General features: G+C 34.2%; 19 protein-coding genes and 2 pseudogenes. 9 read left to right on the top strand and 12 right to left on the bottom strand.

The genetic code is table 11. From position 1 onward, the window contains the following. Positions 1–126 precede the first annotated feature (126 nt). The 3 genes from CD041_RS11170 to CD041_RS11160 are packed head-to-tail and all read left to right on the top strand — an operon-like array spanning position 127 to position 3,488. Positions 127–1,242: an NAD(P)/FAD-dependent oxidoreductase gene (locus tag CD041_RS11170; protein ID WP_070648019.1), complete on the top strand. Its 1,116-nt coding sequence runs from the start codon at positions 127–129 to the stop codon at positions 1,240–1,242. Next, positions 1,236–2,585: a nucleoside recognition domain-containing protein gene (locus CD041_RS11165; RefSeq protein WP_080606645.1), complete on the top strand. Its 1,350-nt coding sequence runs from the start codon at positions 1,236–1,238 to the stop codon at positions 2,583–2,585. Before CD041_RS11170 ends, CD041_RS11165 begins: the two co-directional genes overlap by 7 nt. A gap of 15 nt (positions 2,586–2,600) precedes the next feature. After that, positions 2,601–3,488, top strand: coding sequence for a CobW family GTP-binding protein (locus CD041_RS11160; RefSeq protein ID WP_070648021.1), 888 nt, complete (start codon positions 2,601–2,603; stop codon positions 3,486–3,488). 71 nt (positions 3,489–3,559) lie between these two features. Here CD041_RS11160 and CD041_RS11155 read toward each other — a convergent pair whose 3' ends face one another. From CD041_RS11155 to CD041_RS11145, 3 genes and pseudogenes are all read right to left on the bottom strand, one after another. Next, a complete protein-coding gene (locus CD041_RS11155) occupies positions 3,560–4,756 on the bottom strand; it encodes an ABC transporter permease (protein ID WP_080606646.1) in 1,197 nt (398 codons plus the stop codon). Further along, positions 4,740–5,435 carry an ABC transporter ATP-binding protein gene (locus CD041_RS11150; RefSeq protein WP_070648023.1) on the bottom strand — a complete coding sequence of 232 codons (696 nt, stop codon included), beginning with the start codon at positions 5,433–5,435 and terminating at the stop codon, positions 4,740–4,742. The genes CD041_RS11155 and CD041_RS11150 overlap by 17 nt, the downstream gene beginning before the upstream one ends. After that, positions 5,432–6,553 (bottom strand): annotated as a pseudogene (locus tag CD041_RS11145) (efflux RND transporter periplasmic adaptor subunit). Before CD041_RS11145 ends, CD041_RS11150 begins: the two are co-directional and overlap by 4 nt. Positions 6,554–6,720: 167 nt before the next feature. On the opposite strand from CD041_RS11145, the gene CD041_RS11140 reads away from it, so the two are divergent. Further along, the gene (locus CD041_RS11140; RefSeq protein ID WP_002461082.1) at positions 6,721–7,137 is read left to right on the top strand and encodes a VOC family protein; all 417 of its coding nucleotides are present in this window, start codon (positions 6,721–6,723) and stop codon (positions 7,135–7,137) included. Positions 7,138–7,383: 246 nt separating this feature from the next. Here CD041_RS11140 and CD041_RS11135 read toward each other — a convergent pair whose 3' ends face one another. From CD041_RS11135 to CD041_RS11115, 5 genes are all read right to left on the bottom strand, one after another. Next, complete coding sequence (locus tag CD041_RS11135; protein WP_070648025.1) at positions 7,384–7,632, bottom strand: hypothetical protein; 249 nt, start codon at positions 7,630–7,632, stop codon at positions 7,384–7,386. A 36-nt stretch (positions 7,633–7,668) separates the two neighbouring features. Beyond that, a complete protein-coding gene (locus CD041_RS11130; protein WP_002479225.1) occupies positions 7,669–8,571 on the bottom strand; it encodes a sensor histidine kinase in 903 nt (300 codons plus the stop codon). A gap of 22 nt (positions 8,572–8,593) precedes the next feature. Then, a complete protein-coding gene (locus CD041_RS11125; protein WP_002492056.1) occupies positions 8,594–9,343 on the bottom strand; it encodes a membrane protein in 750 nt (249 codons plus the stop codon). Further along, positions 9,336–10,250, bottom strand: a complete 915-nt coding sequence (locus tag CD041_RS11120; RefSeq protein WP_070648026.1) for an ABC transporter ATP-binding protein — start codon at positions 10,248–10,250, stop codon at positions 9,336–9,338. The genes CD041_RS11125 and CD041_RS11120 overlap by 8 nt, the downstream gene beginning before the upstream one ends. A 90-nt stretch (positions 10,251–10,340) precedes the next feature. Beyond that, entirely contained in the window at positions 10,341–11,012 is a 672-nt protein-coding gene (locus CD041_RS11115) for a response regulator transcription factor (RefSeq protein WP_002479223.1), read from the bottom strand. Between the two features lie 278 nt (positions 11,013–11,290). On the opposite strand from CD041_RS11115, the gene CD041_RS11110 reads away from it, so the two are divergent. The 3 genes from CD041_RS11110 to CD041_RS11100 all read left to right on the top strand — a co-directional run bounded on the left by CD041_RS11110 (position 11,291) and on the right by CD041_RS11100 (position 15,161). Further along, positions 11,291–12,568 (top strand): MFS transporter, encoded by a 1,278-nt coding sequence (locus tag CD041_RS11110; protein ID WP_070648027.1) that lies wholly within the window; start codon positions 11,291–11,293, stop codon positions 12,566–12,568. Positions 12,569–12,588: 20 nt separating this feature from the next. Then, positions 12,589–14,004: a glycoside hydrolase family 32 protein gene (locus CD041_RS11105; RefSeq protein WP_070648028.1), complete on the top strand. Its 1,416-nt coding sequence runs from the start codon at positions 12,589–12,591 to the stop codon at positions 14,002–14,004. Positions 14,005–14,183: 179 nt separating this feature from the next. After that, positions 14,184–15,161, top strand: a complete 978-nt coding sequence (locus CD041_RS11100) for a LacI family DNA-binding transcriptional regulator (protein WP_002461073.1) — start codon at positions 14,184–14,186, stop codon at positions 15,159–15,161. 190 nt (positions 15,162–15,351) lie between these two features. Here CD041_RS11100 and CD041_RS11095 read toward each other — a convergent pair whose 3' ends face one another. Continuing rightward, entirely contained in the window at positions 15,352–15,756 is a 405-nt protein-coding gene (locus CD041_RS11095) for a hypothetical protein (protein WP_002479219.1), read from the bottom strand. Between the two features lie 296 nt (positions 15,757–16,052). On the opposite strand from CD041_RS11095, the pseudogene CD041_RS11090 reads away from it, so the two are divergent. After that, a pseudogene (locus CD041_RS11090) lies at positions 16,053–16,930 on the top strand (YwqG family protein). Between the two features lie 244 nt (positions 16,931–17,174). On the opposite strand, the gene CD041_RS11085 reads toward CD041_RS11090, so the two are convergent. Beyond that, complete coding sequence (locus tag CD041_RS11085; protein WP_002479217.1) at positions 17,175–17,738, bottom strand: GNAT family N-acetyltransferase; 564 nt, start codon at positions 17,736–17,738, stop codon at positions 17,175–17,177. A gap of 344 nt (positions 17,739–18,082) precedes the next feature. On the opposite strand from CD041_RS11085, the gene glpT reads away from it, so the two are divergent. Continuing rightward, positions 18,083–19,438, top strand: a complete 1,356-nt coding sequence (glpT, locus tag CD041_RS11080) for a glycerol-3-phosphate transporter (RefSeq protein ID WP_002479215.1) — start codon at positions 18,083–18,085, stop codon at positions 19,436–19,438. A 212-nt stretch (positions 19,439–19,650) separates the two neighbouring features. On the opposite strand, the gene CD041_RS11075 is transcribed toward glpT, so the two are convergent. Beyond that, positions 19,651–21,075, bottom strand: a complete 1,425-nt coding sequence (locus tag CD041_RS11075; RefSeq protein WP_070648029.1) for a DUF6056 family protein — start codon at positions 21,073–21,075, stop codon at positions 19,651–19,653. 127 nt (positions 21,076–21,202) lie between these two features. After that, positions 21,203–21,781 (bottom strand): signal peptidase I, encoded by a 579-nt coding sequence (lepB, locus tag CD041_RS11070; RefSeq protein ID WP_002461066.1) that lies wholly within the window; start codon positions 21,779–21,781, stop codon positions 21,203–21,205. Positions 21,782–21,890 lie beyond the last annotated feature (109 nt).

Genomic DNA, 21,890 nt, shown 5'->3' with positions numbered 1-21,890 from the left:
TTGTTTTTATGATTCTTACTTTATTCAATCTTCTACTTATTACTTTCATTTGAATTCACCGGATATTCATTATATAATTACAAATCGTAATCATTACTATTTATAATTATATAAAGGAGCATATATATGTCTCAACATCACTCTATTATTATTGTTGGCGCTGGTGCAGCTGGCATTGGAATGGCGATTACCCTTCAAGATTTTAACCTATCTGACGTCTTAATTTTAGAAAAAAATAGTATTGGTCATTCTTTTAAACAATGGCCAAAGTCAACCAGAACCATTACACCATCATTTACTACTAATGGCTTCGGTATGCCTGATATTAATGCCGTGTCAATCGATACTTCTCCAGCGTTTACCTTTAAAGAAGAGCACCTTTCAGGTTCAACATATAGTGAATACTTGGAATTGATTAGTCAACATTATCAATTAAATGTTGAAACCAAGACGACTGTAAACAGTATAGAAGCAAAGAAAGATTGTTATTACATAAAGACAAATCATGGCGATTACTCTGCTGATTATTTATTTATTGCTACTGGTGATTTTGACTTTCCATATCAACCATTTCAATATGGTCGCCATTACAGCAAGATCCATGATTTCAACACGTTAGGACAAGACAACAAACGCTACACTATTATCGGTGGTAATGAAAGTGCTTTTGACGCTGCCATACATCTGTCTAACGTCGGTGCCCAAGTATCAATTTATGCACAGCAATCAAGTTTCAATCAAGTGGATGCAGATCCAAGTATTCGCTTATCATCATATACCTATCATCGTTTGAAAAGTGCTATGTCTGATGGTGCTCAAATTGATATGCATACACCTTATACATTAGCATCTATCTCATATGATAATGACATCTATACTTTAACGTTTACAAATGGGCTTATTACTCAATCTGAAACTGAGCCTATTATTGCAACTGGTTTTGATGTCAGGGCCAATCCATTGGTACAACAACTTTTTGATATTAACGGTCAAGACATTAAACTTACAGACCAAGACGAATCAACACGATATCCAAATGTGTTTATGATTGGTGCAACAGTCCGTCATGACAATGCAACATTATGTTACATTTATAAATTTAGAGCACGTTTTGCGGTATTAGCGAAGATAATTGCTGATCGTGAAGGGTTATCAGACAATCAAAATATCGTTGACCGCTATAAGCATAATCAAATGTACCTAGATGATTATGAATGCTGTGATGTGAACTGCTCATGCTAGAGATAACCTTTGATTTAAAAAATGGTACACATGATGCCATACCACATGATGTTCATTATCTAAAGTTAACAAATATTACTAAACTAACAACCCAGCAACAAACTTTATTACGCCAATGGATTGTAAAACATCAATTAGATATTTCTTTGTATGAACGTATATTAGTAAGTCCTTTGAATAGTGAAGCCATTGTGAAACAACTCACTCAATTTGTACAGTTATGCAAAACGATACAACCCCAAAAACGTGATATGTCTTTCGGTTGGTTATTGATTGTGATTATGTTTGCACTACCCGTATGGGGGGCGTATCATTTTTCAGCATGGTTACAAACTGCTTATGTAGAAGAAGGCATACAACGTTTAGCCAAGCTATCTCTATTCAGTCAACATTGGGTAAATTCGATATTATTTGGAGATTATGGCATTGGCTCACTAGGTACTTATTCACTTATATGGGCGTTACCAGTAGTTATATTAATCAGCTTATCGACAGCCATTGTTGCTCAAACACATCTTAAAGAATATATTGTATGGGCTATCGAGCCTACTATGAAAAAGTTGGGCCTACACGGAGCTGATATCATCCCCGTGCTTGAAGGCTTCGGTTGTAATGCTGCAGCGGTATCACAAGCGGCTTCTCAATGTCACCAATGTACCAAAGCACAGTGTATGAGTTTAATTAGTTTTGGTAGCTCTTGTAGCTATCAAATTGGTGCAACCCTTTCTGTTTTCAACGTAGCAGAGCGCTCTTGGTTATTCGTACCGTACTTAATTTTAGTCTTTTTAGGCGGTATGTTACACAACCAGTTGTGGAGGAACCGACAACAGCAAAGATTAATAACCAATTCGAACTTTTGTCACAATTTTAAATTTCATTGGCCACAGTTTTTTTCTTTATGTAATGCTTTATGGTGTAATGTGCGTATGTTTTTGCTACAAGCATTACCTATTTTTATAGGCATTTGTGTTATTGTTAGCCTCTTAGCATTAACGCCCATATTAACGTTTATTTCACAAATTTTTATGCCTTTATTATCTTATCTCAATATACCAACACAGTTATCTCCCGGTATATTGTTTTCAATTATACGCAAGGACGGCATGTTGCTTTTCAATATGCATGATGGATTCTGGCTTAAACAGTTAAGTAGTTTACAGTTGCTACTATTAGTGTTTTTCAGCTCAACGTTCACATCATGTACTGTCACAATGACTATGTTAATACGACATTTAGGATGGTTGCAAAGCTTGAAAATGATTTCACAACAAATGATAACTGCAAGCATGTGTATAACGGTTACATGGTTTATCGTTCGTATCTGCACCATTTGGCTACATTAATAAGGAGGCAATCGTATGAGAATTATCATTATTGGTGGCTTTTTAGGCGGTGGGAAGACTACCCTGTTAAATCATTTAGTTAAAGATGCTATAGACAATCACTTGCATCCGGCTGTGATTATGAATGAATTTGGTAAGCAAAGTATCGATGGCTTACTAATTGAACAACCTATTCCTTTAGAAGAAATAACGTCAGGCTGTATTTGTTGTTCTATGAAAGCAGATGTTTCGCAACAACTACATCAGCTTTATATACACTATCAACCAGATGTTGTCTTTATCGAGTGCAGTGGCGTGGCTGAACCACTGGCAGTTGTTGATGCATGTTTAACACCAGTGCTTAGTCCTATCGTTCGTATTGATAGTATTGTCAATGTCATCGATGCGGCAATGGCAAATAAGCTATCAACCTATCCTGATGACATTCAGCACTTGTTCTTTGCACAACTAGAGCATAGTTCTACACTATTCATCAATAAAATAGATCGAGTTGATTTAGACAGCTTAAGTGAATTTCTGGTTAACATAGGCCAACAACATCAAGATGCAGATGTGCGAGTGGGCGTTCAAGGCCAATTAGGTTTAAGTGATTTAATACAACCACAGGCTTTACATGCTAAGCCTTCTGGACAACATCACCATCGTCTGAATCATATTTTTATTGAACAGCCGACGATAGTTAATCAACATACATTTATCGATCATTTAGAACATTTACCAACACATGTATATAGACTAAAAGGCTTTATGCGCTTTGCTGATAAACCTTACACTTACTTTGTCCAATGTACACAACAACAAATCGAATTAACACCTATTGCTCTGCAACAAGACATTCCACTTTATCTCGTGATGATAGGTATAAACTTAGAAGACGCTCTAAGTGCATCTTTCAAAACGTAACAAAATGAATAGGCCATAAAATGCACGCTACGATATGCATTTTATGGCCTTTATTAGTTGTTTTTATACTACTACTTAATAATATCAATTAATTCTTTTTTAGCCGCAGCACGTGCTGGTACCCAACCAAAGATGATTCCAATTAGTGTAGAAACACTAACTGCTAATAAGACTGACCCTAGACTGACCGAACTCTTAATCATGTCAGGTGTAACGAAATCAATAAGTGTTGCCAAACCAATGCCTAATATAAGTCCAATAATACCTCCAATTAAACATAAGATAACACTTTCCACTAAAAACTGTACTTCAATGTTCTTGCCGGTTGCACCAAACGCACGGCGAATCGCTATTTCCTCGGTACGTTCGGTCACTGAAATGTACATGACATTCATTACACCTATACCAGCAATAAACAATGATATTCCTGCTACTGCAGCAACAAAGTAGGTAATGGTATCAAGAATATTACCCACACTTTTCATCATATCTTCATTATCCACAAAGCTATATTTACCTTCAGAGAGCCCTGAGCCTTTTTTATTTAATTCCTTCTCAACTTGTTGGGCGACATCTTTCTTATGTGCATCTGCCATCACAGTAAGCTGAAGTTGCGGCGTACCTTGTGAAAGGTCGCTCATATAATGATTAAATGTTTTCGTAGGCATTTTCACAACGTTTTCAACTGGTGAACCACTGTCATCTGTAACATCAGCATCAGACACACCAACAACTTTAAAGCCCTCACCATTAATGTATAATGACTTCCCAACCGCATCATTATGAAAGATTCGTTTTGAAAGTTTATGGTCAATGACGACAACTTTTTCAATCATATCATTGTCTTCAGTAGAATATCCATCGCCTTCATCTACCGCTGTTACTGCTGTTACTTTTTTTAAGTTAACTTCGCCGTTACCTTGGGTATTGGTCGCTTTAGCTGCATATGTACTTTCTTGTGTTTCTTTGATTTTAGCCGAGGACACACCATTGACTTGTTCTACTAACTGAATATCCTCATGTTTAAACGGATTTTCTTTTGGAGCGCTTTGGTTTTCTGTAGCAAAGCTGATTATTGCTTGATTCTTGCCCGCGCCTGCATCATCAAATTGTTCATTGGTCGATTGTTTAAATCCATTACCTAGCGACATAATTGTAATCACAGCGGCAATACCAATTATGATTCCAATCATAGTTAACAGGTTACGTCGTTTATTTTTTAATATTGAGCGCAAGGCGACAACAATAATATTATATAAATTGCTCATGTGTCATCACCTCTTCGCTTTGTATGCGACCATCTAATATATGAATAATACGGTCTGCTTGTTCAGCCACTTTGCGATCATGGGTAACCATAATTAATGTTGTTTGTTGTGCCTTATTTAAACGTCCAAATAATGCCATAATCTCCTTCGACGTTTCAGAATCAAGTGCACCAGTTGGCTCATCAGCAATAATAAACCTTGGTTCATTGACGATTGCTCGAGCAATTGCCACACGTTGTTGCTGACCTCCTGATAACTTGCTAGGCAGTAAATTTTCTTTCCCTGTGAGTCCAACATCAGCAAGCCGTTGCTTCACGCGTACTGATCTTTTTTTCGCTGACATACCATTGTAAATAAGTGGAATGCTGACGTTTTCAAAAATAGTATGATTTTGAATTAATTTAAAATTTTGAAACACAAAACCCACTGTACGATTGCGTATTTCAGCTAATTTACTATCTGAACTTTGTTTGTAAGATTCATGTTCAAAATTATAGATTCCTGAATAACCACGATCAATAAAACCTAAAATATTAATTAACGTACTTTTCCCAGAACCAGACGGACCCATAACTGCAATAAATTCGCCTGCTTGAATGTTCAAGTTAATGTCTTTTAATACTTGGGTTGTTTCATTTCCATTCTTAAAAGCACGGTTGACACCTTTTAACTCAATCATGAAGACACCTCAATTTTTTCACCATCATTGAGATTGACTTGAGGATTTTTAATTACTTTATCTCCAGATTTTAATCCTTTTTTAACAATAATTTAATCATTATTGCGTTCAATTTTAATATGGCGTTTATGTACTTTATGCTCAGAATCCAACACGAATACTTGATTATCTTTCGTTAAAACATTCTTCGGTAATTTTAATGTTTTCAATGGAATTTTGGCCTCTAATGAAAAACCTGCTCTAATTGGGAGATCTATATTCCCTATAATTACCGTGTATTTTGATGCTGCTCCGTCTTTACCTCCTGATGGATTATTAACAGTTGGATTTATAGCTGTTTGTGTCCCGCTCGCCTCGCCATTACTTTCCGTATTTCCTTGTTGACTTGCTTGTGCAGCATTTGTATTTGTTGAATCTTCAAACGATGTTGGAAGTTGATCAATCTTGATGATTTTCCCAGTCCCGCTTTTACCATTACTATTTATCTTAATATTGACGTTATCTCCTTCTTTGATTTTATCAATATCAAATTCTGAAACGGTTGCTTTAACTTGAGGTTGATTCGATATTAGCTGCAAAATAGGTTCACCGTCGCTAGCATCACTGCCATTTTTAATGTTAACAATACCGTTAAATGAAGCTACCGTACTATCATTTACCTGTTTATCATATTGTGCAAGTTGCTGTTGTGCTTCTGATAAGGCACTTTGGTCCTCTGTAAGCTTCGTTTGTAATGACTGGTCATTAGGCGTTTGATTAATTTGCGTCACATCTTTATTCACTTGTTGCTGTGCTTGATTCACTTTATTGGCCATAGATTGACGCTTACTCGTATTTGTATCGTAACTAATAAGACGTTCACCTTGGCGTACTTTTTGTCCATCTTCAACTGTAGCAGCAATCAACGTACCAACTTGACTATTATATTGATAAGTTTTTACTGACTGTGGCGCGGCCTTACCTTCAATTTGAATCGGTGTTTCCGCTTTAACTGTATATGTATCGTAACCTGAATGTTGTTGCTTATGATCTCGCAATATATATTTTAAAATAACAACACTAATGATTAATAATATAAGAATAATAAAACTGATTGCCCATATTTTTTTCTTAGTCATCTGTCTACTCCTTTTCTGTTATAACTCAATATCTTTTTTAATTATACAGACGAAAATGTTGTCTTTATGGCATATGACAATATTGTTAGCAAGCTGTTCGTTTATTTATCTATTGATATTGACGTTACGTCATACTTTATATTAAACATCAGAAGGAGGTGAGACATATGGAATTTTATCTTATGCCAATGTTTAATAAACTTTGTGTGCAAGACATAGCTAAATCCGAAAAATGGTATAGCAAAACACTCGGATTCAAAAGTGTCTTCAAGTTTAGAAATGATAAGCAACAAGTGCTTATGAATCATCTGCGTTTAGCTAAATATCAAGATATTATGCTTATAACTAACGATACAGATTGGCATGTTGGTAACGCGATTTACCTTAATCTACTAGTTGATGACATTGACGCTGTTGCAGCTCGTGTATCTCCCAAAAACATCCTAGAGCCATTAACTCTAAAACCTTGGAATGCCTATGAATTGACGCTTAAAGATCCTGATGGTCACCAGATTACGTTGACACAGCCTTTAATAAAACAAGAAGCATTTGACGATGTCATTCAACAAATTCAATTAAATTAAGCATTAAAAAAAGAGCGGAACAGATGTCATAATGAATTCATAGTTCCGCCCCGGCAAGGTTGACTAGGATTGAAAAAAGGTTGTATCGGTGTATTTTCAATCTAGTCAACTACTGCCAATATTTAGTTCATAGCCTAAAACATAATAATGTCCCGACTCTGCTTTAATTAATACGCTGAATGATTGGCACACTTTCTTAGAGGACAGCTTGAGCCACTCCAGCTTTCTTTGTTAGAAAAAACTGGTTTAGTCAGTTTTACTGTGCTTAGGCCCACCCCTACTTGCTTTGCTTGATGAATTTCTTTTCGAAATGCTCTTTGTTGGGGCCCCTACACTAACTTGCTTTGCTTGTCCAAGTGCGACACCCGTTGAGACACCAATTGCGACACCAAACCCTGTTCCTAATGGTATCCCAAAAATAAATGACAAGATGACACCAAAAATTATCATATAGCTCAATGTATATTTATTGTTCTTATACCATGTTTTATTCATATTTATTCCTTTAATTTAATTAATGATATCTATAATTTATCCTTTATGAAATTTCATTGTTATCGTAAAGAGGTCATTTTTAATATTTGCGCTTACATTTCCACCTTGTTTTTCAACTAATTGTGCAATAATGTATAACCCAATACCCGTCCTACCTTGATGACGACTTTTATCAAGTGTATAGGTACGCTTGAATATATCTTGTATATTTTCATCCGTTAAAGCTTCATCTGTATCATTGGCTAGCTTCACTACTACAAAATCTTCTTGTTCATATATGCAAATATCAACAAAACTTTTACCGTAGCGCAAAATATTTTGAACTAAATTCGTCAATATTCGTCGCGTGGCCGCTAAATCTAACTTAACGTTGGAAACACGTTGCAAATTGAAACGCACTTCAAGTTGTTGTTTAGTAAATTGTGCATAATACGACAAGAAAACTTGCTCTATCTCTGTGTTTAATGATACTGGTTCGACTTTAAGTTCATAATCTAACGACTTTAGTTTCGTAATTTCATGGAATAAATTAACTGTCTCGATAAGCGTTGTTGTTTTATTTTTAATAATATTCAAATAGCGTCTCTGCTCGGTCACTTCAATATCGTCTGTGAAGAGTTCAGAATATCCTTTAATGGCTGTTAATGGTGTGCGTAAATCATGAGAAATATTTGTGATTTCTTGATTCAACATCAGTTCTTTTTTTCTAAATTGGATACGTTGTTGCTTATATTCATCACACATATGATTTAATGCCTTAGTTAATTGTTGCATTTCATGAAACTGTGTTGTTGTACGCAAGCGTTGATTTGATGAAATATCTTGACTCAACTGTTGCAATTGTATCGTCAGTTGCGACACATCGCGTTTGAGTGCTAAGTATTTATAAGTTAAAAATAATATCCCTATAATCAACACGATTATTATAAAGATCAACATACCCATTCACCTTACTTATCATTTAATACGTTACTTTATTCACTAACCATCGCCCTAAAGCTAAAATAACGATACTTAAACCTATACCTAAAAACCAATATTCCACATGAAACGTACTCATGCCATTAAGGTATTCTTCAAGTATATTTTTAAATCCATGCATTGGAGAATTTTTATAAATAATAATAAATTCTTTATCAATATATTTTAAAAGACGTAAGAGTCCCGCACTATAGTAGTAAATAATTAGCGTTAAAATCATTGAAAAAATACCATTTATTTTCAAGCTATTCAACACGTGTACTAATGCTAACGCACCAAAAACCAATGGCGCCATATTGCAAATAGATATAACAAAATCATGTAATGACTTCATGTCTTTATTAAAAACTGTTAGGCCCATGCCAATGGTCACAAGAATACAAATCACACATAATAGTACAAAATACACTAAGAATAATAGAAACTTAGACCAATAAATAATTCCTTTTGAAATATCAAATGATAGACTTTGTTTTATTATTTGTCTATTTTCTCTACTGTTGACGAGCAAATTCATAGCTGAAGCAACAAACATAATTGGTATAGCCCCACTAATAACATTACCGTAAAGGTATTTTGCTCTACTATATGGAAAATTATTTGTCGTATGACCAAAATTCACAAGCGTGAGTGCCGCTAAAATAATTAATCCAGAAATGATAGCAGTATATAAATAAATACCTTTACTATGTGTCAACCGATAGTTTTCACTTTTAAGATAGTTAATCATTCTTGCCACCTCGATTCATTTTCAAGAAATAATCTTCTAAATTCGCTGATTGCATGCTTAATTCATATACTGTCACACCATGTTGGAACATTAGTGTATTAATCTGACTGTATTTTATCTGACTTTCAAAAATGATTAATGTATCATCTTGTAACACGTTGTATTTCACACCTTGAATATGCTCCTCAAGCACTTGTGCCGCATGTGCTGTATCATCGACAGTCATAACTAGTTGCTTGGCACTTTGTTGATTGAGTTCTTCTTTCGTTATATCTTGCATGATTTGGCCTTGGTCAATAAAGACAAAGCGCTGTGCCACTTGTTGTAATTCACTTAAAATGTGGCTTGATAATAAAATGGTAATACCGTGCTCTTGATTTAAACGTAAAATTAAATTACGAAAATCTTTTATTCCTTGTGCATCAAGGCCATTAATAGGTTCGTCTAACACTAATAAATCAGGTCCATTCAACAGTGCCAACGCTAAGCCTAAACGCTGTTTCATACCTAATGAATAGGCTTTAAATTTTTTTGTCACATTATCAAGTTCTACCGTTCGCAATACTTCATGGATATGATGATTGCTCGACATTCCTCTTTGAATACTAAAATATTTTAGATTTTGAAACGCAGTAAAACGGCCAATAAATGTTGGCTGTTCAATCATAAACCCAATTCGCTTACGCGTTTGTTGCTTAATTGTTGCCTGCTGTCCAAATAGCTCAATTTGTCCACTATCTGGTTCAATTTGATGTGCTAATAATTTAAAAAATGTCGATTTTCCTGCGCCATTTCGACCAATAAGTGCGCAAATTTGACCTTGATACAATTTAAAATCCGTTGGCATTAAGCCATGAGCACCTTTGTATTTTTTACTTAACTGTTGTGTTTGAATAACTAGGCTCACATTATCATCTCCTCTTATAATGTTACCTTTACTTTAACTTGAAAATACTTAAAGTCCTTTAAGTAAAATATAAAAAAAGTATAAAGATTGTTATTCAAGCATAAAACCGATACCCCATACCGTTTTAATATAAGATTCATCACTGAAGGCAGCTAATTTTTTTCTAATATTAGAAATATGTACATTCACTGTATTGTCATCACCTAAATAGATACCTTGAATATTTTCATAGATTTTTTGCTTAGAAATCGGTTGTTCGGGTGTCAACATAAATAAACATAGAATATCGTATTCAGTGTTAGTAACATTGAGCACCTGATTTTTAACTTGCACCTTTCTTGTTTGTTTATCTATCGTAAGATTTCGCCACGTTAAGATATCACCTTGACGTGGCATCTGTTGCAAATTGCGCAATTGTACATCAATCCGTGCAGCTAATTCTTTTGTATCAAACGGTTTGGTTAAATAATCATCGGCGCCACTGCTTAGCAAACGTACCTTCTCCTCAACATCTGTTTTAGCAGAAATAACGACGACTCTGCTGTTGGCATGTGCTTTAATATAGCTTAATACTTCTTCTCCACTTACCTCTGGCAACATTAAATCTAATAGAATTAAATCAAATTGGTCTTTTTCTAACGTTTCTATTGCTTCCTGTCCAGAAAAATTTAACGTCGTTTTAATATGCATCTTTGTCAAAGTAAGCGATAAAATATGTGCGATATCTATATCATCTTCAATAATTAAAGCATGATAACCCATTGTAATTCTCCTTTTTATTTTTTACATCGATTATAGTGTAACACGATTCAAATGCTCGACGTACTTATGATGTGTATGCATTCTAGTAAAGGTGTTAAACAGCAATGAGTTCAATAACATCGTTTAATTTAAAAGCGCGCTAAGACTTCCGGAAGTTTAAATTTGTATATCCTTACATCCAAACATTATATGTCATCCGGTTGACATATTTTTAGAAAGCGATTACACTTTAACTAAATTAAGAAAGCGTTTTCTAAAATGATATAAGGAGGTCTATTATGAAACCTACACATTTCATAGCTACCTTTAAAAACAAATCTTATTTACAAAGTTCATTAATGTTCATGCTCTTTTTTGCTTCATGGAGTATTTGGTGGTCATTTTTCCAAATTTGGCTTACTTCAGATAGCAACGGTTTAGGTTTAACTGGCGGAAAGGTTGGTACTATATATTCGGCCAATTCTTTTGTCACACTCATATTGATGTTCATCTATGGCATTATCCAAGATAAATTAGTTATCAAACGGTCATTGCTTATTTTCTGTTCACTCTTTTCAACTTTCGTTGGACCATTTTTCATTTGGCTTTACGCACCATTAATTCAAAATGTGTTTTGGTTAGGTGTTGCTTTAGGTGCTATCTTCCTATCTTGTGGGTTTTTAGCGGCTGTGGGCGCATATGAAGCTGTTGGAGAAAGATTCAGTCGTTTCTTTAACTTTAATTACGGTCAAGCACGTGCATGGGGATCATTCGGATATGCCGTAATGGCACTTGTTGCCGGTTTCACATTTGTTATCAATCCACATTTAAATTTCTGGTTAGGCTCATTGCTTGGTTTAATATTATTATTAACCATCATCTTTTGGAAATCTGATGAAGAAATCAATGCTAAGGAACGTATTGAGGATAACGAAGATGAAGCCGTTCCATCAATGCATCGTATCTTATCATTATTAAAAGTAAAAGACTTATGGATTATTATTATATTTATTACATTTTCATGGTCTTTCTATACGATATTCGACCAACAAATGTTTCCTGATTTCTATACGAAACTATTTTCATCTACTAGTGTAGGGCAGCAAATGTACGGTACATTAAATTCTGTACAAGTATTTTTAGAGGCAATTATGATGGGTATTGTGCCAATTATCATGTCAAAAATTGGTGTGCGTAAAACGTTACTTTTAGGTGCGACTGTTATGTTTTTACGTATTGGCCTATGTGGCATTGCTCAAGGACCTATTAGTGTATCATTTATAAAAATGTTCCATGCTTTAGAAGTTCCTCTGTTTATTTTGCCGATTTTCAGATATATTACCTTGCATTTTGATACAAAATTATCCGCTACTATATACATGGTAGGTTACAATGTATCTGCTCAAGTTGGTCAAGTGATATTATCAGGTCCACTCGGTACATTAAGAGACCATATTGGCTATCAACCGACATTCTTTGTTATCTCTTCAATCGTCTTATTGGCAGGTATTTTTGCCTTTGTTACATTAAGAAAAGATAACGAATATGTCTTTGGAGATCCTTTTATTAGAGAATAAATTAAGGAGTGTTAATAAAAATGGAGACGCAAAATACAAATGCAATTTCAAATGATAGATATCGTTTAGGCTATCATATTATGCCTAAATTAGGATGGATAAATGATCCAAACGGCTTTTCCTATTTTAATGGCTACTATCATATCTTTTACCAGCATTATCCTTATGCGCCTGAATGGGGACCAATGCATTGGGGACATGCGCGCAGTAAAGATTTAGTACATTGGGAAACATTACCTATCGCTTTAACTCCAGGAGATACAGAAGATAAAGATGGCTGTTTCTCAGGTACCGGTATTGTTAAAGATGACACTTTATATTTATTCTATACCGGCCATCACTATTATGGTGATAATGACCCCGATCATTTTTGGCAAAATCAAAACATGGCTTTTTCACAAGATGGTCTACATTTTACCAAATATCAACATAATGCGATTATTCCTAAGCCACCTGAAGATAATACACACCACTTTAGAGACCCGAAAGTCTGGCAACATGGAGATGACTACTATATGATTGTTGGCAGTCAAAATAACGAATCCTTAGGACGTATTATTCTTTATCGCTCACACGATTTATTATCATGGGATTACATTGGTCCTGTTGATATGTCTAACGGTCAACAAATCGAAGGTTATATGTGGGAATGTCCAGATTTATTTGAATTAGACGGTCAGCATGTCTTACTCTTTTCACCACAAGGCATGGATGCAGAAGAAGAACAATATTTAAATTTATTCCAAAATGGGTATTTCGTGGGTGATTTTGATTATGACAACCATCGATTTACACGTGATAACTTCAAAGAACTGGATCATGGTCATGACTTTTATGCACCTCAGACGATGCAAACACCTGATGGTAGACGCATTTTAATTGGCTGGATGGCTATGTGGGAAAGCCATATGCCTGAAAAAGAAGATGGTTGGTCAGGTGCACTGACATTACCACGTGAACTTCATTTAAATCATGGCCACTTATACATGACGCCTATCGAAGAATTAAAGCAATTGCGTAAAGATGAAGGTGTACATGATACGATGACAGTTAGCGAACGTACGCTATTATCAGAAGGTATGAAACAAGTTGAACTTAATCTTTTACTTCCTCAACAGAACTTTAAACTTCAATTGACGAGTCAGCAAAGTGAATTATTATCTGTTGACTACGATGCAACAAAATGTAAGTTTACCTTATACCGTAATGATTTAAATGATTGCAGATACACAACCATCAAACCATCAGCTCAGCTTAAACTTCAAATGTATATTGATACAAGTTCAGTAGAATTGTTTATTAATGATGGTGAAGCTGTATTTACAGAAAGATTCTATAGCGAAACTGCCCCTAAGATATGGGTTTCTGCAGATTCACCTATCAAACTTAATACTCATATTTATGAACTAGCAGAAAACGCCATCCAATTTGATTAAATCAAAACAATAAAAAATAATCATATCTCATTGTTTTATGAAGCGGGATTACGAAGTCAACGTTGTGTATACAATCGAAAGTTAACTTTGATCCCGCTTCTGTTTCATTTGTATCGCATTCTGGTTATGAAAAGTGCATAATAAAGTTAATAATCTATATGGAGTAGGAGTGTCACACAATGAAACCTAAATTAGAAGATGTTGCTAAGCTCGCGCAAGTCTCTAAAACAACGGTATCACGTGTCCTAAATAACCGAGGCTATATAAGTCAAGAAACGAAAGATAAGGTTTATCATGCAATGCAAAAGTTGAATTATCAACCAAATTCCGCAGCTCGCCAACTCTATCAACAAAAAACAAATATAATTGGCTTGCTCTTTCCAACGGTTGCCAACCCATTCTTTGGTGAACTTATCTTTGAATTAGAAAAAAGGCTGTATGATAAAGGTTATATCGTTATAATTGGTAACTCAATGAATAATCCAGAAAAAGAACGTCATTATATTAATCAATTATTATCAAACCAAATAGATGCACTGATCGTTGGCACGCATAATATTGGTATTGAACAATACAATAATAGAAACTTACCGATTGTGGCCATTGATAGAGTTATGAACGAAGATATACCAGATATTCGTTCAGACAATCTTAATGGTGGTATTATTGCTACAGAACGTCTTATCCAACAAGGCGCGCGTCATATCATTCATACCAATGGGCCTATTGATGTGAATACGCCTGCCAATCTAAGACAAACCGGTTATGAACAAACGATGCATAAACATGGTTTATCACCAGTGACCTATACTGTTGATTTTAGCTTAGGCTACGAAGAAAAATCAGCAATTTTTAATCGTATTTTTCAAGAACATCCTAACGTTGATGGCATCTTTGCCTCCAATGATACAGATGCTATTCAAATCTATCATCTTGCCCAAGTACTCGGTAAACGAATACCAGACGATTTGAAATTGATTGGTTATGATGGAACTCAACTCATGAGATATATGCATCCTTACTTAACAACAATCATCCAACCTATCAGTCAAATTGCGGATAAAGCCATAGACATCTTAGAGCAAAGAATTCACAATAAGGCTACGCATCAAGAGTATATTTTTCCAGTTGAATTGCATGAGGGAACGACAGGGTAATTTAATAAAAAGGCTCTTTTCGTATAGTGAGTTAATAATTTCTAAATTAGTACATAAATTCAAAGGTGTATTTCCTGAGAAATATAGGAAACACACCTTTTTTTTGCTTTCTTACATTATTATAAAACGCAATATAGCGATGAAAAATTTATTTTAACAGAATTTTTCATCGCTAATCGTAATATATCGTTTATTTTACAATTTTATATTCAACTGTATTAAGGTTTGGTGTTGGGCCTGATTTAATAATAACTTGGATTCTTTTATTTTGCTTTGCTGCTGACGTAAAAGTGTCAACTGTCTTTTTCTGTGCGTGGTTGCTAGCTAAAATTGACGCTTCTACAGGAATGCTATATTTACCAAATAATTCTGATACGATGCCTGCCCACTTATTAATATTTTTATATTTTTTAGGCATGGATGACGCCATTGATTTAACCTCACCTTTGCTAAGCGTGTATTTAGAAAGAACTTTACCTTCAGCATGTGCGGTGTGATTGTTTTGTGAAACTGGATTAATGTCGTTTGGCAAATTAAATGCTAATGGAGAAAGGATAATGGTACTTGCAATAATTGTTGCTAGTTTCTTTTTCATTATAAAACTCTCCTTTTAATTTTATTCAAACATATCTAACAACCACTGCAAATGTAACATAATTTTACTTACGTTTCTTGTAAAAAGGTATTTCTATCGGAATCACTTGCACAATATAAATAACATCATTTACCTTTATCGGTTGTTTATCCCAAATTTCATATAATAATATTGGGTATACTTGAACCTAACGAAGTACCTATCCAAGGGATGCGTTAGCGCATACAAAACTATACAGTGATATGCTTTTACTTTATAATGGCATTGTATTAATTCATACAGAAGGAGCTGTTCATATGCTAAACATTCAAGATGTCAGCCATCTTCCTGAAGAGGAACAGACGGTTTATAACCGCTTTGTCGAATCGGTGAAGCAGAGCAATCTGCCGGTACGTCCATGCATTAAATGGAACTATCTGAAATGCAAGATGAAACTTTACTTAAAAGTAAGATTGGTGGAGTTCCATTTTTAAAGTCAGTGGATGATATTCCATTGGATGAAAATATAGAGCCTATGGCCTTGTTAGCACAGATTAACTTAAGCGAACTTCCAGAAGAACAAAAAGTATTTCCTGTAAATGAAGGAATAATACAATTCTGGATTAGTGCACAGAATGAAATGTATGGTTTGTCTGATGAAAAAGAAAATGACAATCCAAATTCAAGTCTTATTTATATTAAAGACCCAGTTACGAATTTAACATTTGAAGACGTACGTGCTCATATGGATTCATTGGCGTTTGATAAAGAGAATATTCCATTTGATGGAACGTTTTCAATAGAATACAAGCTTACTGAACAAACAATATCTTCTTCTGATTATAGATATGATGAAGATTTACGCTCAATCTGGAATAAAGTTAACCCTTCATTTAAGTTAGAATCAATGTTTGATGGCTATGATGATTTAATGGAACTTGTATTTAATACGTTCTCTGCTGAAGAGCCAAGCAACCAGCTAGGCGGCTATCCACTATTTATGCAAGCAGACCCAAGAGCTTATGACAAAGGATTAAGAGTATATGATACGCTCTTACTACAGATTGATTCTACAAAAAAAGGCAATGCTAAAATTATGTGGGGAGATTTAGGAATTGGTAACATCTTTATTAAGCCCGAAGATCTCTTAGCTTTGAAATTTGATGATTACATGTATACTTGGGATTGCGGATAATGTGAAACGTCCACACTTAATTAATTCTCTATTTCTAGGCGCAATGAATAACGTTATCGTTTAGAACCTGGGACATAATTATGTTTTAAGTTATGAACTCTATATTGGCATTAGTTGACTGGATTGAAAATACGCTAATGCCAAGCTTTTTCAATCCTAGTCAACCTTGCCAGGGCGGGACTACGAATTCATTATGAATTTTGTCCCGCTCCCATAAATGATGACACTTATCCATGAAAAATTCTCAATTATTTAACGATAATGAATGATCATACTCTTCTCGCAACAAACTATATACATAACTATCAGAGAATTTTCCGTGCAATCTTTCATTGCTTCTTAAAGTACCTTCTTTTGTGAATCCAAGACGTTGAGGTATTGATTGACTTTTTTTATTATCGGTACTCATACAAATCTCGATACGATTTACATCAAATTCCTCATAAATGTAACGAATTAAAGCTTCAGTACATTTAGTCATAATCCCTTTCTTTTGAAAAGTTTCTGCTAAGTAATATCCTATCGATGTTTTTTTATTAACTAAGTCCAAATAATGCAATCCAATGACGCCGACAAGTTCTCCATCGAACCAAATCCCACTGTGAAAGCCATTGCCATCACTAAATTGTTGTAGCGCCGAACGTATAAACTTTTTACTATCTTCAACTGTTGTTGTGTATTCAACAAAAGGTAAGAATTCGGATAGATACTCACGATTTGAATCTACCAGTTTGAAAAGAAGGGGTGCTTCACGTTGTTCTAGTATTTTCAAACTAATACTTTCATCTATTTTATATCCAAATATCATTATTATCCCTCCATGATTTATAAATAATGATTAGCTAAATTAATCAACAGGTTGATATAACGCATCTACTTCAGCAATCTCTAATCTTTCGAAATGAATACTATTATTGACTTGAAAATCAAATATCTTCATCATGCTCCCTTTAACATACAATAATAAATTATCATTATACTAACATATCCTTACCTCATTCTCGACCACAATCCATATATTTTATTATGTATTTTTAACCGATAATATTTTAATAACTAATTTGTTTTTATTATAAAAATATTATTCCATTACCAAGAAAATTATATTAAGATGATGTTAAGTATTTGTAAATTTAATAAAGGGGTGTTGAAATGTTCAACTTTTTAAAGCCGCCAGCAGCTAAACAACAACTTCCACAAAGTGATGTTGATGCAACTTATAAGCGTTTGCGTTGGCAAGTATTTTTAGGCATTTTTATTGGCTATGCAGGCTATTATTTACTGCGCAAAAACTTTTCTTTAGCAATGCCAGCTTTGATTGAACAAGGATTTAGTAAAGCAGAACTCGGTATTGCATTATCTGCTGTTTCTATTGCTTATGGATTTAGTAAATTTGTGATGGGGACGGTAAGTGATAGAAGCAATGCACGTATCTTTTTAACAGTTGGCTTAATCCTTACGGCCGTTGTGAACTTATTATTAGGATTTGTACCATTTTTCACATCTAGTATTCTTATTATGTTCATTTTATTATTTCTCAATGGTTGGTTCCAAGGCATGGGATGGCCACCGTCTGGTCGTGTACTCGTGCATTGGTATAGTGTGAGTGAACGTGGTAGTAAAACAGCAATTTGGAATGTTGCACATAATATCGGTGGTGGATTAATGGCGCCACTAGCAACTTGGGGTATTTTTGTGACAGCACAATATCATTTAGGCTATTTAAAAGGGTTTGAAGGTGCGTTTATCTTTCCTGCATTATTAGCCATCATTGTAGCTATTATTGCCTTCTTTTTAGTTCGTGACACACCACAATCACAAGGATTGCCACCAATAGAAGTTTATAAAGATGACTACCCGACGTCTAAGAAAGAAACATTTGAAACTGAACTCACTACAAAAGATATTTTGTTTAAGTACGTGCTAAATAATAAATGGGTTTGGGCTATCGCCTTTGCCAATATCTTTGTTTATTTTGTACGCTATGGTGTGCTTGATTGGGCACCTACTTATTTGAGTGAAGAAAAAAGTTTTGATCTTAAAAGCTCTGGTTGGGCTTATTTTCTATATGAATGGGCTGGAATACCTGGCACAATTATCTGTGGTTATCTATCTGATAAAGTTTTTAAAGGACGTCGTGGACCAGCTGGATTTTTGTTTATGCTAGGTGTTACTGTCTTTGTACTCATCTACTGGTTAAATCCACCAGGACATGCCTGGTTAGATAATATCTCATTAATTATGATTGGATTCCTTATTTATGGTCCTGTTATGCTCATTGGCCTTCAAGCACTAGACTATGTACCAAAGAAAGCTGCAGGTACAGCAGCTGGTTTAACTGGCTTATTTGGCTATTTGTTTGGTGCAGTGATGGCTAACATCGTACTCGGTTTTATTGTTGATCACATGGGCTGGGATGCTGGGTTTATCTTATTAACCATTGTTAGCATTTTAGCTATGCTCAGCTTTATTTTAACTTGGAACAAACGTGGTCAAGAAACCGTGTAATCCAATAAACTAATCTATATACATTTTAAATATATAATAAAGTCTGGGACATAATTATATTTTAGGCTCTGAGTTCTATATTGTCAGTAGTTGACTGGATTGAAAATACGCTTATACCAAGCTTTTTTCAATCCTAGTCAACCTTGCCGGGGCGGGACTAAGAATTCATAATGAATTCTGTCCCGCTCCCTTTTATAAATACTTATTTTTTATTAATGATAGTGTGTTTTAATAATAAACTTTGTTTTTTTGTAGTCAATGCCATAATACAATTTGAAAAATGGTGTCATATAGGTATTTTCAGTTGGGTCTCCCATATGATGAAACTGTGGATATGGCAAGCCCGGTAACTCCACTGTTTTCGCATTTTTAGGTAGATGTTCAACAATTTGAGTACGTTCCATTTCAGTTTTCTTATTTTCACCGATTGGTAATAATATCGTAACGACTAACGTCACAATCAATCCCACATTGATCCAATTACTATAAGTAAAGGTAACATCTGGTGTCACCTCATCTACCATGGTTAACACAATTAATAGAGCAAAGATTAAACTTGCTAATGCTGTACGTCCACCATATGGTGTGATAAAGAAAAATGGTACCGTACAGACAAATGTACTTAAAGCATACAGCACTAACATGTCGAAACGTGATGTTTGATAAAAATTATATAAAGCAAATCCTATAAAAGCACCAAGGTAAATAATAAATAATATACCTGCTACAATGTGCGTCATGCTAGGGTGTGGTACTTCTAAGTTACGATGGTTAAAGAATAAATATACCGTTCCTAAAAACATACCGAGTAATAATATCACATTCACTTTATCAATGCGATTCAGTTTCTTAGCAACATAAACACATGCTAGAAAAATAAGCGGAATCAAATACATATTATGCGTATAATAAATATCTAACATCGCATTAAATAAGCCTTGGTCTGTACCTACCGTGCGATAAGCATCTTTTGCTGTAGCAATTGAATAATATGCTTTATTTGAGAACATTACTATAGCTCCAATAAACAAACTAACAAAACCATAGACTAGATATTTAGAAATACGTTTATATTTTAAATAATAAATAATACTAAAATAAACAGTGACAAACAATAAATATAAGCTTACATGTTCCACAAGTAACATCGATAAAATTGCCAAAATAATATTTAGCAAAACATTTAACGGTGTAACTTTCCATTGCCGATTAACAATAGCCTGCCCCAACAATACAAAGTAAAGCATGGCAACAGCTGAAGTTACGTAATTTACATATCCTGCTACCCATCCAAATGTTTCAGCAAAAATCTGAGTTGGCATAAGCATCACAATAATTAATGTGACAATACTTTTTTGTAACGCGCGTTTCTTATATGCTAAACGACTCATTAATAAAATTAATAATGATGAAAAAATGGTCATTCCTATCACTCTAATAAAACTTGAACGCACAAAGATAATCTCAATAATATTACTGATATATCGTCCATTATAGTCATAAAAGAAACTTTTTAATCTATCCATCCCAACATGCGTGCGCCAAGTCCAATCATCACCACTTAATGGCGTAATGGCACTTAAAAGTAAGAAAAATAAGATAATAAATACACTTTGATAATTCTTTAATACTTTCATTTAATTTTCTCCTGATACAATTATGTAATTATAAAACATTATATCATCTTTATAGCAAAATGTGACAAAAAAATAAAGCGCACAATCTATTTTGTTACTCATAGATTGTACGCTTACTTTTGATTATTTACTTATCAAATGTTCCAGGATTAAATTTTGTTGTCCACTCACCAAATGGCCAGAAACGTAACACAACTTTACCTACAATTTGTTCTTTATCAATAAGCCCTACCTGTGGAAAACGACTATCTAAACTGTTTTGACGATTATCACCTAACACTAAATATTTGTCTTTAGGAATCTTCGTCTCACCATTAGCATTTTGCAAATCACTCGATTTGAAAGAACCTGTCAGATACTTACCATTTTTATGTTCTTTGTTATATTTTAAATAAGGCTCATCAATTTTTTTATTATTAACATATAGTTGGTCACCTTTATACTCAACTTTGTCTCCAGGTTTACCAATTAAACGTTTAATAAAGTCTCTATCTTTATCTTCTTTAAAGACAACGATATCACCATTATCAATATGGTCTAACGTTTTGGAAATTTTACTCACTACTACTTTTTCTCTATCTTTAAATGTTGGATACATTGAATCTCCCGAAACTGAATATGTAACTCCAATAAATTTAACAACTATACCTACAATGATAAGTGCAACTGCTATAGACACAATCCACTCTAAGATCTCTTTTTTCACTTTTATCCCGCCTATTTATTTTAGATTTCTATTATGCTAACGACTTATGTCTCATTTTACAATTTATAATCTGCGTTATTTGATATATTCTATTTTATCACAGTTCATT

Source organism: Staphylococcus lugdunensis (assembly GCF_002901705.1).
Classification (GTDB): Bacteria; Bacillota; Bacilli; order Staphylococcales; family Staphylococcaceae; genus Staphylococcus; species Staphylococcus lugdunensis.
This window is presented reverse-complemented; position numbering and strand designations above follow the sequence as displayed.